At 68.4% G+C, this 13,627-nt stretch carries 16 protein-coding genes and 1 tRNA gene; 4 read left to right on the top strand and 13 right to left on the bottom strand.

Translation table 11 applies throughout. The features are described from left to right. Positions 1-9 precede the first annotated feature (9 nt). Genes ACFY1L_RS34500 through ACFY1L_RS34520 form a run of 5 tightly spaced genes read right to left on the bottom strand, consistent with a single transcriptional unit; the run spans position 10 to position 3,569 of the window. Positions 10-1,233 carry a class E sortase gene (locus ACFY1L_RS34500; protein ID WP_388832997.1) on the bottom strand — a complete coding sequence of 408 codons (1,224 nt, stop codon included), beginning with the start codon at positions 1,231-1,233 and terminating at the stop codon, positions 10-12. After that, positions 1,230-1,868: an aminodeoxychorismate/anthranilate synthase component II gene (locus ACFY1L_RS34505; protein WP_383600699.1), complete on the bottom strand. Its 639-nt coding sequence runs from the start codon at positions 1,866-1,868 to the stop codon at positions 1,230-1,232. Before ACFY1L_RS34505 ends, ACFY1L_RS34500 begins: the two co-directional genes overlap by 4 nt. Continuing rightward, on the bottom strand, positions 1,865-2,062 hold the full coding sequence (locus tag ACFY1L_RS34510; protein ID WP_361268067.1) for a hypothetical protein: 198 nt from the start codon (positions 2,060-2,062) through the stop codon (positions 1,865-1,867). Before ACFY1L_RS34510 ends, ACFY1L_RS34505 begins: the two co-directional genes overlap by 4 nt. Before the next feature lie 17 nt (positions 2,063-2,079). Next, entirely contained in the window at positions 2,080-2,766 is a 687-nt protein-coding gene (locus tag ACFY1L_RS34515) for a class E sortase (RefSeq protein WP_388833002.1), read from the bottom strand. 23 nt (positions 2,767-2,789) lie between these two features. Further along, a complete protein-coding gene (locus ACFY1L_RS34520) occupies positions 2,790-3,569 on the bottom strand; it encodes a DUF881 domain-containing protein (protein WP_388833005.1) in 780 nt (259 codons plus the stop codon). A 142-nt stretch (positions 3,570-3,711) separates the two neighbouring features. Here ACFY1L_RS34520 and crgA point away from each other — a divergent pair, with 142 nt between their 5' ends. Further along, entirely contained in the window at positions 3,712-3,966 is a 255-nt protein-coding gene (gene crgA / locus ACFY1L_RS34525) for a cell division protein CrgA (protein WP_361268058.1), read from the top strand. A 288-nt stretch (positions 3,967-4,254) separates the two neighbouring features. Here crgA and ACFY1L_RS34530 read toward each other — a convergent pair whose 3' ends face one another. Continuing rightward, complete coding sequence (locus ACFY1L_RS34530; protein ID WP_388833008.1) at positions 4,255-5,142, bottom strand: rhomboid family intramembrane serine protease; 888 nt, start codon at positions 5,140-5,142, stop codon at positions 4,255-4,257. A 101-nt stretch (positions 5,143-5,243) separates the two neighbouring features. After that, on the bottom strand, positions 5,244-5,777 hold the full coding sequence (locus ACFY1L_RS34535) for a peptidylprolyl isomerase (protein WP_388833010.1): 534 nt from the start codon (positions 5,775-5,777) through the stop codon (positions 5,244-5,246). 364 nt (positions 5,778-6,141) lie between these two features. Here ACFY1L_RS34535 and ACFY1L_RS34540 point away from each other — a divergent pair, with 364 nt between their 5' ends. Next, complete coding sequence (locus tag ACFY1L_RS34540; protein ID WP_388833013.1) at positions 6,142-6,843, top strand: DUF5324 family protein; 702 nt, start codon at positions 6,142-6,144, stop codon at positions 6,841-6,843. Positions 6,844-6,909: 66 nt separating this feature from the next. Here ACFY1L_RS34540 and ACFY1L_RS34545 read toward each other — a convergent pair whose 3' ends face one another. The 4 genes from ACFY1L_RS34545 to ACFY1L_RS34560 all read right to left on the bottom strand — a co-directional run bounded on the left by ACFY1L_RS34545 (position 6,910) and on the right by ACFY1L_RS34560 (position 9,118). Beyond that, on the bottom strand, positions 6,910-7,638 hold the full coding sequence (locus ACFY1L_RS34545; RefSeq protein WP_388833015.1) for a hypothetical protein: 729 nt from the start codon (positions 7,636-7,638) through the stop codon (positions 6,910-6,912). Then, positions 7,622-8,224, bottom strand: a complete 603-nt coding sequence (locus ACFY1L_RS34550; protein ID WP_388833018.1) for an RNA polymerase sigma factor — start codon at positions 8,222-8,224, stop codon at positions 7,622-7,624. The genes ACFY1L_RS34545 and ACFY1L_RS34550 overlap by 17 nt, the downstream gene beginning before the upstream one ends. Further along, the gene (locus ACFY1L_RS34555) at positions 8,221-8,400 is read right to left on the bottom strand and encodes a hypothetical protein (RefSeq protein ID WP_388833021.1); all 180 of its coding nucleotides are present in this window, start codon (positions 8,398-8,400) and stop codon (positions 8,221-8,223) included. Before ACFY1L_RS34555 ends, ACFY1L_RS34550 begins: the two co-directional genes overlap by 4 nt. A gap of 645 nt (positions 8,401-9,045) precedes the next feature. Further along, positions 9,046-9,118 (bottom strand) — tRNA-Ala (locus tag ACFY1L_RS34560). Between the two features lie 182 nt (positions 9,119-9,300). Here ACFY1L_RS34560 and ACFY1L_RS34565 point away from each other — a divergent pair. Continuing rightward, positions 9,301-9,849, top strand: coding sequence for a DNA-binding protein (locus tag ACFY1L_RS34565; RefSeq protein WP_361268038.1), 549 nt, complete (start codon positions 9,301-9,303; stop codon positions 9,847-9,849). A gap of 189 nt (positions 9,850-10,038) precedes the next feature. Then, the gene (locus ACFY1L_RS34570; RefSeq protein ID WP_388833024.1) at positions 10,039-11,625 is read left to right on the top strand and encodes a protein kinase; all 1,587 of its coding nucleotides are present in this window, start codon (positions 10,039-10,041) and stop codon (positions 11,623-11,625) included. 54 nt (positions 11,626-11,679) lie between these two features. Here ACFY1L_RS34570 and ACFY1L_RS34575 read toward each other — a convergent pair whose 3' ends face one another. Next, positions 11,680-12,960, bottom strand: a complete 1,281-nt coding sequence (locus ACFY1L_RS34575) for a hypothetical protein (protein WP_388833027.1) — start codon at positions 12,958-12,960, stop codon at positions 11,680-11,682. A 255-nt stretch (positions 12,961-13,215) separates the two neighbouring features. Continuing rightward, the gene (locus tag ACFY1L_RS34580) at positions 13,216-13,344 is read right to left on the bottom strand and encodes a DLW-39 family protein (RefSeq protein WP_003999697.1); all 129 of its coding nucleotides are present in this window, start codon (positions 13,342-13,344) and stop codon (positions 13,216-13,218) included. Positions 13,345-13,627 lie beyond the last annotated feature (283 nt).

Below are 13,627 nucleotides of genomic sequence, written 5' to 3' on the forward strand. Positions count from 1 at the left end.
CATCTGCCCCTAGTCGACGAGCGCATCCGGCTTGCCCTTGCTGCGCGGCCGTTCCTCGACCATCTTGCCCCAGACGATCAAGCGGTACTTGCTGGTGAACTCCGGAGTACAGGTCGTCAGGGTGATGTACCGGCCCGGCTTGGTGAAACCCGACTGCGGCGGCACGGGACCGATCACGCTCGTATTGCTCGGCGACGTCACCGGCAGCGTCGACGTCATCTTGTACACGTAGTACTTGTCCTGCGTCTCGACGACGACCTCGTCGCCCTTCTGAAGCCTGTTGATGTACCGGAACGGCTCGCCGTGCGTGTTGCGGTGCCCCGCGAGCGCGAAATTGCCGGTCTTCGCGTCGGGCATCGCCGTCTTCAGCTTGCCCTCGCTGTAGTGCCCGACCATGCCCTTGTCGAGCACCTTCTTGTTGCTGACACCCTCCGCGATCGGCACGACCACATCCAGCTTGGGAATGTGGAGGATCGCGAAGCCCTGCCCCGGCTCGAACTCACCCGGCGCACGCTTGCCGCTCGCCCAGTCGTCCTGAAGGGTGCTCGTCTCCTTGTCCGCCTGCGCATGCGCCCGCACGTTCGTCCACCACAGCTGGTAGGTCACGAACAGCAGCATCAGCACACCGGTGGTGATGAACACCTCACCGATCGCCCGGCTGGCGACCACACCCGGACTGGCCTTACGGGCACGCGCCCGCCGCCGGGCCTCCACACGCGACAACGGCGCCCTGGAAGCCCCGGAGGCCGCCTCCTCGCCGACTTCCGAGTCCGCACGAGAGCTTCCAGGCCCCCCATGGCCCCCGTGACGCCCATGACGGCGCTTGGCGGCCTTTCTGCGCGCCGCTCGGCCGCCCGGAGTGGTTCCTGTGGCGGATGAGGTCATTGAGGCGGCAGACGGCGATGTGGGCCCCCTCGACGGCGGCTCCGGTATCCGCAACGCCACCGTCTCCTCGTCGATGGGCGGCAAGTACGCCTCATCCACCTCTACGGGCGCCACGTAACCCTCGTCGACAGGCGCCGCATAGCCCCCGTCGACCGGCACCGCGTACGCCTCGTCGCCGACCGGCACATACGCCCCGTGCTGCCCCGCCGGATCTCCGCCCCACTCCTCGAACGCACCGGCCGTACCGGAAGCCTCGAAAGAACCAGACGCCTCGTACGCACCGGACGCCCCGTACGGCTCCTGCCCGTACGAGGCGCCGGACTCGCGCTCGGGGCGCAGCGCGGTCACGCCGTGGCCCTGCCCACCACCGGGGCGAGCCCCGCAGACCTCGCCACGGCACCCTCGTAACCGCACTCCACCAGCCAGTTGGCCAGCATCCGGTGGCCGTGCTCCGTCAGCACCGACTCCGGGTGGAACTGCACACCCTCGACCGGGAGTTCACGATGCCGCAGGCCCATGATGATCCCGTCGTGCGTCCGCGCCGTGACCTCAAGCTCGGCCGGCACCGTCTCCGGCTCGGCGGCCAGCGAGTGGTAGCGCGTCGCCGTGAAGGGCGACGGCAGGCCCGCAAAGACGCCCTTGCCCCCGTGCTCGACCAGCGAGGTCTTGCCGTGCAGCAACTCGGGCGCACGGTCCACCACACCGCCGTACGCCACCTGCATCGACTGCATGCCGAGGCACACACCGAAGACCGGGACACCCGTCGCGGCGCAGTGGCGCACCATCTCGATGCAGACGCCGGCCTCCTCGGGCGTGCCCGGGCCCGGCGACAGCAGCACGCCGTCGAAGCCGTCCTGGGCGTGCGAGGTCGACACCTCGTCGTTGCGCAGCACCTCGCACTCGGCGCCCAGCTGGTACAGGTACTGCACCAGGTTGAAGACGAAGCTGTCGTAGTTGTCGACGACGAGAATCCGCGCACTCACTGGTTGTCCACCGTCACATCGTTGAAGGGCAGCAGCGGTTCGGCCCACGGGAAGACGTACTGGAAGAGGACGTAGACCACGACCAGGACCAGCAGGAGTGAGATCAGCGCCTTCACCCACACGTTTCCCGGCAGATGCCGCCAGATCCAGCCGTACATGCCGTCCCTTCCGTTCCACCACGGCACCGGACTCACGCCGTACCCGCACCAGACTAACGGCGCAGCGCCGCCGGTTTGCCTTCCTCCACAGGCTGTGTGCCGTCCAGGTGCGCCCACACGATGAGCCGATGACTGTGCCCCCACTCCGGATCGCACGTGGTCAGCGTCAGATACCGGCCTTCACGCGTATACCCCGACTTACGTGGCACAGGGTCGATCACCTCAACGTCCGTCGGCACGGTTTTGTAGGGCCCTTTGTCGATCCGATACGTGAACCAGGTGGTCCCGTCGGTCAGCACCACCGCATCCCCCGGCCGCAGCTTCGGAAAGTCCACGAACGGATCGCCGTACGTACGCCGGTGACCGGCGACCGCGAAGTTCCCCACCTGCCCGAGCTGCCCGGTGTTCGCATAGTGCCCGAGCCCCTTCTTCAGGGTGCCCACGGCCGTGTCCTCGAGCACGGGCTTGTTCCACGTGAAACCAAGCCGCGGGATGTACATGATCGCGAACGGCTTGCCAGGGGTGTACGGCGCCGGCTTCTTCGGTACGGCGGAACTCCCGGCCGTCGACTTCGGCTGCGCCGTCTGCTTCGCCCACTGGTCGTGCAGGACATCGATCTGATGGTCCATCGCACCATCCGCCCGCACACCGGTCCAGAACAGCACGTAGACGACGAACAGGCAGATCAGTGCCCCGACCGTGATGCACAGTTCGCTGACGGTCCTCACGACAACGCGCACCGGCAGCTCCCGAACGGCTCAGATCACTCCACGGGCTGGGCGTAGTGCAGATCCACTGTGCCCGAGTAGCCGGGCAGAGTCACCGTCCCGTCCTCCGTCACTTTCCAGCCGAGGCCGTAGACATTCACGTACACCATGTAGTTCTGGATCGCCTTCGACGCCGACAGCGCCTGGTTCAGCTTGTCCGGGTCACCGACCGCCGTGATCTTGTACGGCGGCGAGTAGACCCGCCCCTGCAGGATCAGGGTGTTGCCCACGCAGCGCACGGCACTGGTGGAGATCAGACGCTGGTCCATGATCTTGATGCCCTTGGCACCGCCCTGCCACAGCGCGTTCACCATGGCCTGCAGGTCCTGCTGGTGGATGACCAGGTAGTCGGGCTGCGGCTCGGGGTAGCCGGGAAGCTTGGCGGTGGCGTTCGGCGGGGCGTCGTTCAGCGTGACGGTGATCGCCTCGCCCTTCACCTTCTGCGTGCCCGCACTCTTCTCCAGACCGGCGAGCTTCTCGTCCTCCGCCTTGGTGCTGCCGTCGTCGCGCTCGGCCAGCGACTCGACGTCGCCACGCAGGGAGGCGTTGGACTCGTCCAGCTCCTTGTTCTTGCGGCTGCGCTCCTGGATGAGGTCGGAAAGCTTCAGCAGGGACGTGTCCGTGCGGATATTGGTGCCCTTGGCCGTATTGAAACTGGTGAAGAAAATGAGCCCCGCGAGAGCGAAGACGGCCACCGTGAGCACCCGCACCGGCCTGAAACGGCGCCCGGCGGCAGGACTGGATCCGTCCTGGGGGGAGTCGGCAGAATTGCTCAACGTACCCTTATCTCCTTCGGCGCCGCGGAAGCACTACGCTAACGGACGCCCGGGGGAGCGCTAAGAGTCCCCTTGTACGCTGCCCCGGAGCCAGCCACAGTTCCCTGCGCGGCCACGCAGCGCATCGACAGGAGAGACCCTCGTGCCGAAGTCACGTATCCGCAAGAAGGCCGACTACACGCCACCGCCGGCGAAGCAGGCGACCAGCATCAAGCTGAACAGCCGCGCCTGGGTCGCTCCCGTGATGCTGGCCATGTTCCTCATTGGGCTCGCCTGGATCGTCGTCTTCTATGTGACGGACGGTTCGCTGCCCATCGACAGCCTGGACAACTGGAACATCGTGGTCGGTTTCGGCTTCATCGCCGCCGGATTCGGCGTCTCCACGCAGTGGAAGTAAGTCCCGCGTAAGCATTACGCGAGCGCCTCGCCACGGTGGACATAGCTCTACCCAGGGGTATCCGCTGAGTTATCCACAGCCAGAGCAATATCCACAGGCCCCTGGGGATAGAACGACGATCTGTGGATAACCAGTCCGGTGTTGACGCCGATACGACTGTCACACCCACCTTGGAAAACCAGTTCGCCCCCTGCCTGACCTGCAGAAACGCGGGCCGGTGACAGGGGGCACAGCTGTTCCCCCACTCCATGCACAAGATTCGCCACCCGGTGTGGACAACCGGGCACGTCAGGTGATCTGGGCCGTTCTGAGCAGGGTCAGGACGACCACGACGACCAGAACCAGGGCGCAGGTGCCGTACTGCACGAGGGCGCGGCGCTCGCGTGGGGCGTGGACCATGGCGTAGCCGGTGATGAGGCCGGCGACGAGGCCGCCGATGTGGGCCTGCCAGGCGATGTTGGCCCAGCCGAAGGTGAAGATGAGGTTGATCACCAGCAGGGCGATGATCGGCCGCATGTCGTAGTTGAGGCGGCGCATCAGGACCGCGGTGGCGCCGAAGAGGCCGAAGATCGCGCCGGAGGCGCCGAGCGAGGGCTGGTTGGGGGCGGCGAGGAGGTAGGTGAGTGCGCTGCCCGCGAGGCCCGAGACGAAGTAGAGGGCGGTGTAGCGGGCGCGGCCGAGGGCGGCTTCCAGGGGGCCGCCGAGCCACCAGAGGCTGAGCATGTTGAAGATGATGTGGATCGGGCTGGCGTGCAGGAACATCGCGGTAAGCAGCCGGTACCACTGGCCTTCGGCAATTCCTTCGTAGGGCGGGAAGCCGTTGGCGGAGGCCTTGCCGAGCATTTCGAAGTGGTTGGTGAAGCTGTCCCCCACGGATACCTGGACCAGGTAGGCGGCGATGCAGAGGCCGATGAGGATCTTGGTGACGAGCCGTGGGTCGCGCGTGACCGTGCCGCCGGCGATGGTTCTGGGCCGGGAGGCGGCCGGTGTGTGTCCGGTGCCGGAGTCGCCGCGGGCGCATTCGGGGCACTGGAAGCCGACGGAGGCGTTGACCATGCACTCCGGGCAGATCGGGCGCTCGCAGCGGGTGCAGCGGATGCCGGTCTCGCGGTCGGGGTGGCGGTAGCAGCCGGGCAGGCTCTGGGCGTCCTGCGAGCTGCCTGCCGCGTGGTCCATGGCTGTCCCCTGGGTCGTCGTCCGGGTGCTCGGCACAAATTGCACCGCCCCGCTCATCTTTACGGATGAGCGGGGCGTTTGGTTCCTGCCGTGCGGGAGACTCAGCCCTCGCGGGTCTCGACGACGACCGACTCGATGACGACGTCGTTGACCGGGCGGTCGGTGCGCGGGTTGGTCTGCGCGGTGGCGATGGCGTCGATGATCTTCTGGCTGGCCGCGTCGGTGACTTCGCCGAAGATGGTGTGCTTGCGGTTCAGCCACGTCGTGGGGGCGACGGTGATGAAGAACTGGGAGCCGTTGGTGCCCGGTCCGGCGTTGGCCATGGCGAGCAGGTAGGGCTTGTTGAAGGAGAGGTCGGGGTGGAACTCGTCCTCGAACTGGTAGCCGGGACCACCGGTGCCGTTGCCCAGCGGGTCTCCGCCCTGGATCATGAATCCGCTGATCACCCGGTGGAAGACCGTGCCGTCGTAGAGCTTGTCCGTGGTTTTCGCGCCCGTCTCGGGGTTGATCCACTCACGCTCGCCCGTGGCGAGTTCGACAAAGTTCCGGACCGTCTTGGGCGCGTGGTTCGGCAGGAGCCGGACTTCGATGTCGCCATTGTTGGTCTTCAGGGTGGCGTAAAGCTGCTCAGCCACGATCTGCCTTCCGTTGTCTTCCTGTGACCCCCCGATCCTCGCACGGTCCGCGCCGCGCGTCGCCCGGCGTCGGCTTCTGGGTGCGTTTGCGGGGGTGGGTGGGTGCAGAAATCCGGGCGAGTACGCCCGGGCCGGGGGCGCTCGGCGGCGATCCGTGGCATTGTCGACGACAAGCGCCCGTTGCCCCGTATTCATCCTCTATTGGACATGATCGGCTCTTGATCAGCTCTTGTTGGGAGATCGTCTGGAGTCGGTGTGCATGACCCGGATGCCCGCCCTCACATGCCCCGGGGTCCGTTGACAGGCATGATCCGTAAAAGGGTGGAAAGTCGAATTACCGTACGCCACCGAGGAGGAGGAACCCGTGACCCGCATCGACAGCGTGCGCGCCGCGACCGGTTCGGCGAAGGACAGCGTGCTGCACGCCGCGGAAGTGGTGGCGCCCTACGCCGACACGGCCAAGGACAGGGCCGCGCACTACGCACACGAGGCACGCGTACGGCTTGCGCCGAAGGTGTCGCTGGCGGCCGATCAGGCTCGTGTCCAGTACGACGCCCATGTCGCGCCGCGCCTCGAGCAGGCCCGTACTCATGTGCCGCCGATGGTCGACCAGGCCGCCCATGATGCTGCCGCCCGTACTCGTCTGGCTGCCCGGCAGGCGGCGGAGTATTCGCGGCCGAGGATTGAGCAGGCGGTGGCTGCGGCCGGGCCTGTGAGGGACGAGGCCACTGCGCGTGGCGTTGCCGCGTTGGCTGCGCTGCGTGGTCAGGTCTCGCCGAAGGAGATTGAGAAGCTGGCCCGCAGGCATGAGCGGCGGGCGAGGGCCGGTCGTGCCGCGAAGGTGCTGCTGGTGCTCGGTGCTCTGGCGGGTGGTGCTTTCGCTGCCTGGAAGTGGTGGGACAAGCAGGCCAACCCGGACTGGCTGGTGGAGCCGCCTGCGGCGACGGAGGTGCCCGAGTCGAGTCGGCTGACGTCGGTGGACGGCAGTGGCCAGTCCGTGCTGGATCCCGAGGTGCAGGCGAAGGAGGCCGAGGAGGAGGCCGCTCAGCGCGACGAGGGGCGGTGACGTCCGGTCGGTCGAACTGTGCCGTGGGGCGGGAGACTTGTGGGTCTCCCGCCCCACGGCGATGTTTCACGTGGAACCATGCCGGTCTCGTGAGCGGGTGCGGCGGCGGTGGGGCAGTGAGGTGGGTCCGCGGCCACGTTGGGGTGTGACGCGGGTGGGTGCGGACAGGGCGCGTATGCGGTCGGTGAAGTCGGGGTCGGGCAGGGGGAGGTCGAGGTCGTCGTCGACGTAGGCGATGGCCGCGGGGACGTAGTGCAGGACGGCGTTGACGGGGTCGGGGACGGGTGAGTTGTCGGGCTTGAGGGCGCGCAGCACGCGGAGTGTGGTGGTGATTTCGTCTTCGTCCTCGGCGGAGGTGTGCTGGGCGTGCTGGGCGTGCCACCAGTCGGCGGGTTCGTCCTCGCCGAGCGCGCGGTGGTGGAGGTAGAGGCAGTAGCTGGCGGCGGGGTCGCCGGCTCCGGCGGCGTACTGCCACCAGAAGCGGGCGGATTCCTCGCGTTGTGAGAGTTGGAGCATGCACCCGAGGACGCGGGCTCCGGGGGGTTCGGGCAGTCGGGCGCGGGCGAGGAAGAGTTCGAGGTCGGCGAGGGCGTCGGTGTGGGTGATGACGGTTTCGCAGAGGGTCTGGAGGTCGTCGGCCGCGGGTGGCGCGGGTGTCGACGTGGTGGGTGGGGGTGGTTCGGGGGTGGCGGCGCGGGCGGCCAGGCGCCGGGCTGCGGCGTCGATGGCGGCTTGGGTGCAGGGCTCGCGGTTCAGGCGTGCGCGGGCGAGGAGTTCGTCAATGTGCGAGGTCATCGATTTGTCCTTCCTCGCTGGTGCGTGCGGCTGTGAGGTTCCTCTTCACGCCGTATGCGTGCTGCAGTCGTCGTTTGGCGTGGCGGACGGTGGAGCGTACGCCGGCGGGGGTGATGCCGAGTGCGTCGGCTATTTCGACCATGCTGTAGTCGAGTCCGAAGTGCAGGAGGACGACGTCCTTCTGGCGGGGTGGGAGTTGGCCGATCGCTTCGTAGAGGCCGAGGCTTTCCTCGAACTGGCTGATGGGGTCGGCGGCTTGGGCGAGTGCCACGGTTTCGAAGGCGGCTTCGCCCATGAGTGCCGGGCGACGGTGGCGGGCTCTGGAGAGGTCGATGGTGGCGTTCCTGAGGACGCGCCAGGCGTATGCGGCGGGGCTTTCTTTGGAGAGGACGGCGCTCCAGGACTTGAGGAGTTGTTCGAAGGCGGCGTCGACGGCTTCCTCGGCGTCGTGGCGGTTGCCAAGGCAGGATTTGGCCCAGTTCACGTACAGCGGCCGGTACATCTGGTGGAAGGCCTCGAAGTCCGGTGGCAGTTTTTGCTGCGTGCGCTGGGCGCGGGGTGCCTGGGGCGGGTGGTCTTGGGTCATGCCTGCCCCCTTTCGCGCGCGTTGTCGGCACCCTCGTTCAGGTCCCGGTGCATTTCGCTGATGCCGGCCCGCACGCCGGCTGCGGCCATGCGGCGCAGCAGGACGACCGCGTCGCGGCCGAACACCCTTAGGGCGAGTGCCGCGATGAGCACATCACCGGCAAGGTCGATGGTCACGAACTGTCTTGCCTCTCCTGAGCAAGGCGAGGCCTGTGGCATCTGTGGCGGCCTCGGGACGGCGCGTGTTTACGCCTTCCGTCCACGATGACGTTTGCAACGGGCCGCGTGTGCAAGGCCCGCACAGACTTTCTTAACGGAGCGCGTTCTTCTGATTACGATTCTCCGTTCACGCCAGCTCACGCCAGGCTTGCGCGCCGCGGTTCGCCACCCTGTCGCCACGTCGGTCACCTGCGGGGCGGCCTCTGCGGCCTCACGGACACCATCGATTTGCGCAAACTTCCGCAAAGCCCTCGGGTACATTCGCGTGACGCACGTCACGCAGGCGCGTGAGAGTGGGGCGGGCAGGCTTGCCCGGGCGACATTCGACGCGATGGCTCGGTGGCGGCTCTGTACGGCGGCTCATCGAACGCCTGCGTCGCTCCGGACGACATCGCCGACGTGGCGCGGTACGGGTCCTCACCGGCACCGGCTACGAAAGCAGTCCTACGCCCTGATGGGCCCTCAGGCGCCGGTCGTCGGAGGAGGTGCGGCGGCCGGCCATCACGTTCGCCACTGGGTCGGCGGCAGGCTCGGCGCTTTCGGTGGTGGGGACGAAAAGACCCCTCCGACCAGGATTTTCTGAGGTCGGAGGGGCTTGTGGGGTGGAGCCTAGGGGAGTCGAACCCCTGACATCTGCCATGCAAAGACAGCGCTCTACCAACTGAGCTAAGGCCCCGGAAGTGAAGCGTCCAGCCGGGAGAACCACGTACCGGCGGGCGTCGCTGACCAGAGTACCGGGTCACCCCCGGGATCTCGCAAAAAGATTGGGGGTCCCCGCGGGCGACCACTCTCCGTAAGATGCTCGGCGTGGTTCGCTACAGCGAACCACAGTACTTGGGGAAGCGATGGGGAGACGCAATGGACGCCGCACAGCAGGAAGCGACCGCAAGAGCGCGGGAACTGCAGCGGAACTGGTACGGGGAGCCGCTGGGGGCGCTCTTCCGTAAGCTCATAGATGATCTGGGCCTCAATCAGGCCCGTCTCGCGGGGGTGCTCGGACTGTCGGCTCCGATGCTGTCACAGCTGATGAGCGGGCAGCGGGCGAAGATCGGCAACCCGGCCGTCGTGCAGCGGGTGCAGCTGCTGCAGGACCTGGCGGGGCAGGTCGCGGACGGCAGCGTAAGTGCGGCCGAGGCCACCGACCGCATGGAGGAGATCAAGAAGTCACAGGGGGGCTCCGTGCTCAGCAACACCACGACCACGACGAGCAGTTCGGGCGCGCCGACGGTCAAGCGGGTGGTCCGCGAGATCCAGTCGCTGCTGCGTTCGGTGGCCGCCGCGGGCGACATCATCGAGGCGGCGGACACTCTCGCCCCGAGCCACCCGGAACTGGCAGAGTTCCTCCGGGTGTACGGCGCCGGCCGTACCTCCGACGCGGTGGCGCACTACCAGTCCCACCAGAGCTGAGCCGGGGGCCCGGTCGCCGAAGGGGGTTCGGCTGCCGGGCCGACGGCCGAGGAGAGCGCGAGGGGCAGGGTTGTATCTCTCATCGAGGAGCGACGCGTCTCTCATCGAGGAACAGTGCGAGGGGGAGTCGTAGCACCCGTCGAGGGGCAGGCAAGGGGGTAGCCGAAGGGGGAGGAGCGACGCACAGCCATGGGTGAGGTCTTCGCCGGCCGGTACGAACTGGTCGACCCGATCGGACGTGGAGGAGTCGGCGCCGTCTGGCGTGCCTGGGACCACCGCCGTCGCCGCTATGTGGCGGCCAAGGTCCTGCAGCAGCGCGACGCTCACTCACTGCTGCGCTTCGTGCGTGAGCAGGCTCTGCGTATCGATCACCCTCATGTGCTCGCGCCCGCCAGCTGGGCCGCCGACGACGACAAGGTCCTGTTCACGATGGACCTGGTCGCCGGCGGCTCGCTGGTCCATCTGGTCGGGGACTACGGTCCCCTGCCGCCGGCCTTCGTCTGCACGCTGCTCGACCAGTTGCTGTCGGGGCTGTCCGCGGTCCACTCGGAGGGCGTCGTGCACCGCGACGTCAAACCCGCCAACGTGCTTCTGGAGGCCACGGGTACAGGCCGGCCGCGGCTGCGGTTGTCGGACTTCGGCATCGCCATGCGGCTGGGCGAGCCGCGGCTGACGGAGACCAACCTCGTGGTGGGAACGCCCGGTTATCTCGCGCCGGAGCAGATGATGGGCGCCGAACCGGACTTCCCGGCGGACCTGTTCGCCGTGGGGCTGGTCGCGCTGTATCTGCTGGAGGGCGCCAAGCCGGACGCCAAGGCGCTCGTGCAGTACTTTGCGGCGCACGGGACGCCGAGTGCGCCCAAGGGCATTCCCGAGCCGCTGTGGCAGGTCGTGGCGACGTTGTTGCAGCCCGACCCGCAGGCGCGGTTCCGCACGGCCACGGGGGCGCGCAAGGCGCTCGCCTCGGCTTCGGAGCTCCTGCCGGAGCCGGGCCCGGACGACGAGTTGATCGAGATCTTCGACCAACTCGGGCCGCTCCCACCGGGGTTCTCCCCTGGCGGGCCGCTCAAGCCCGCGCAGGGTGTGGAGAGGCGAGCGGGCGCGGGACCGGGTTCTCCCGGCAACGGCGGGAGTGACACGGGCTCGGTGGCCGGTGCTCCCGTGAGCGGGGCAACTGCGGTGCCGTCGTGGCCCGTTGAGGGAAACGCACCTTCCCAGTCGGCCTCCCGGTCGGCCGGGTCGGACGCCGGCTCCGTACCGTCCGTGGGTGTCGTGCCTCCGTCCGATCCCCGTCAGGACACCGGGTCCCGGCCGGAGCGGTCCGCGGCCACGCAGCCGCCCAGCATGTCGGACACCGGCAGTTTCCACCTGCCGCCTCCGCAGAGCACCGTCTCCTCCCCCCGAGCTCCGGGACCACAGGCGCCACCGGACCACGTCGAGGCTCAGGCCCAGCCACACCAGGGCGGGCAACACCAGTCCGCCCAGGTCTCCCCCTACGACCCCACGCATGTTCTGCCCTCCTCCCGGTCGTCCGCGCCGCCGCACCCGGCTCAGGATCCGTTGTCGATGTCCCACCACCGTGCTGAAGCCTCTACTGCTTCGTACACCGCCCAGGTCCCGCAGGTTCCGCCTTCCGCGCAGGAAATTACGCGCCGCGACCACCGCGCCCCCCGGCCCGCACGCCGGTCCGGCCCTCCGGCCAGGGTGGCGGTTCCGCTACTGCTCTTCGCGCTGGCCTGCTACGCCGTGGGTTTCTGGGCGCTCACCCGCATCTGAACCTCCACCGAGCACAGGCCACCGGGCTGCCCCGACGGCCGCCGACCCTCGGCTTCACCAGGCCCCGGCCCGGCGCCGGGCCGTGATCGTCCACACCCCGAGCACGACGAGCACGACCGTGCCCGCTCCGATTCCGCCCACGGCGACTGCCTTCATCGCGGCGTCGCCGCCCCCGGCCCCGCCATCGGCGGCCGCCTGCCGGTCCTGCGCCGTGACCTCGAAGGCGTTCGACGGCACGGACTGCCCTGCGTAACCGGGACCGGCCTGCGGCGCGCCCTTGAGGCGTACACGCAGCGTCAGGCCGAACGGTCCGTCGCCGAACGCGTCGGCCACTCCCGCCGACAGGTGCACCACGAGGTAGTACGAGCCGGCGAACCGCATCCCGTTCACCTGGTCGGCGGCGGCGTAGCGGTTGGTGTAGTCGACGGCCGGCACGGGAGGGAGGGGGGCCGTTTTCTGCTTCCCGTCGTAGCCGACGCTCGCGCCCTCGACGGAGGCGCGCACGGGGTTGTAGAGCGCCAGGTCCAGGGCGTCGATCGCGTAGCCCTGGCTGTCGCCGCTCTGGCTGCCGAGTTCGGCGGTGGCGTACAGCTGCTGCCCCCAGTCGACCGGGACCTTGTAGAAGAGCGTCTGTCCGGGCGAGATGTCGGCGCGCCAGACGCCCTGTCCCACGGACGTGGCCCGGCTGAACCCCGCGCCTCCCTGACGGTGCTTGGCCTGGCCGGTGAGGGGCGCCGGCGATGCGGAGTCCCACGCTGTGGGTGAGCTCGTCGCACTCGCCTTGGTCAAGGGCGGCTCGGTCGCCTCGACCAGCTCCAGGTCCCAGGCGCCGGAGGAGGACTCCGCCGTGCCGACGCGTTCGACGACCACGTAGTAGGTGCCGGCGCCCTGGCATACGGGGGTGGCCGGTGCGGTCGTCCGTGCGCCCCATGCCGTGATGGGGTGCGGGCTCTGGGCGGCGCCGAAGCTCGCGCTCTCGTACGAACAGGAGTGGCTGTCGGCGTCCTGCACCGACACCCTGATGCCGTCGGTGACGGAGAGCTTGGCACCCGGGCGAGGGACGGCGGTGGCGGAGACGTAGGTGTTCGACAACTCGTCGAGTTCGAGGCTGTAGTAGACCTTCCCGCCCTTGGGGAGGGAGCTCCGGTACGTCCTGCCGGGCTCGAGGGTTTCGGCGTCCGTGGTGCCCTTGGCGCCTTCGACGGACCGAGCGCCCTCCGCGAAGGCATAGGCGGAGGAGTAGTCGCCACTCGGCGTTCCGGCTGCCGCCGCGGCTCCGGCCGGCCACGCCACCAGCGCCGCTGTTGTGCACAGGACGGCTCCCACGGCCGCCACGCGCGCGCGTGTACGTGCGTGTGTCGACGGACGACCGCGCCATGCCCTGGCGCGCCACCACGCCGTACGCCGCCCCATCACGCGCCACCCCTCGTCGTTGCCGGACTGCGGACCGTGGCCCATCCTGCCCCGCGGGAGCGCGCGTCATCCGCGCATTGCGTGCGAGCGTCCGAAACGCCCGCCTCCGGGCCCTGCGGCAACACAAAACCCCGACCGCTCGGCGGCCGGGGTCTGTTCAGAACCGGATGTCGGTACTCACGAACCCGTGGGCACGGAGTCAGTCGCCTCCGTCCACAGATCCTGCTCGGCGCGATCCGCCTGGATCTGGCGGTACACGAGGAGCCCGCCGATGGCGGCCAGTGCGACCAGGAGAAGCTTCTTCACCGCGCGACCTCGTCTTTCCTTGACGTAGGGGACCTCTGCCGCCCGACTATACACACCGACCGAGACCGATCGGTGACCTGTGTTGACCCCCAACTCCCGTCCGGCGGACCGCAGTAGAACCGGACGTCACCGCTCCGATCTGAGGGTGATCACATCTCCACGGACGGTGACTTTGGCCCCCGATTGGGCACTCTCATTGTCTTTTCTACTCTCTTGCGCCCATACGGGTGGTGTTCATCCGAAGATCGAGGCGTCGCGGGCGTCGGTCCACCACTTCGCAGCC

It is taken from the genome of Streptomyces sp. NPDC001663 (genome assembly GCF_042893105.1).
Lineage (GTDB): Bacteria > Actinomycetota > Actinomycetes > Streptomycetales > Streptomycetaceae > Streptomyces.

What these genes read in the sequence shown, in the direction of transcription:
- ACFY1L_RS34550 (WP_388833018.1), bottom strand. Translation starts at nt 8,224, where the DNA reads ATGACCCAAGACCACCCGCCCCAGGCACCCCGCGCCCAGCGCACGCAG.
- ACFY1L_RS34530 (WP_388833008.1), bottom strand. Translation starts at nt 5,142, where the DNA reads ATGGACCACGCGGCAGGCAGCTCGCAGGACGCCCAGAGCCTGCCCGGC.
- ACFY1L_RS34565 (WP_361268038.1), top strand. Translation starts at nt 9,301, where the DNA reads ATGGACGCCGCACAGCAGGAAGCGACCGCAAGAGCGCGGGAACTGCAG.
- ACFY1L_RS34570 (WP_388833024.1), top strand. Translation starts at nt 10,039, where the DNA reads ATGGGTGAGGTCTTCGCCGGCCGGTACGAACTGGTCGACCCGATCGGA.
- ACFY1L_RS34545 (WP_388833015.1), bottom strand. Translation starts at nt 7,638, where the DNA reads ATGACCTCGCACATTGACGAACTCCTCGCCCGCGCACGCCTGAACCGC.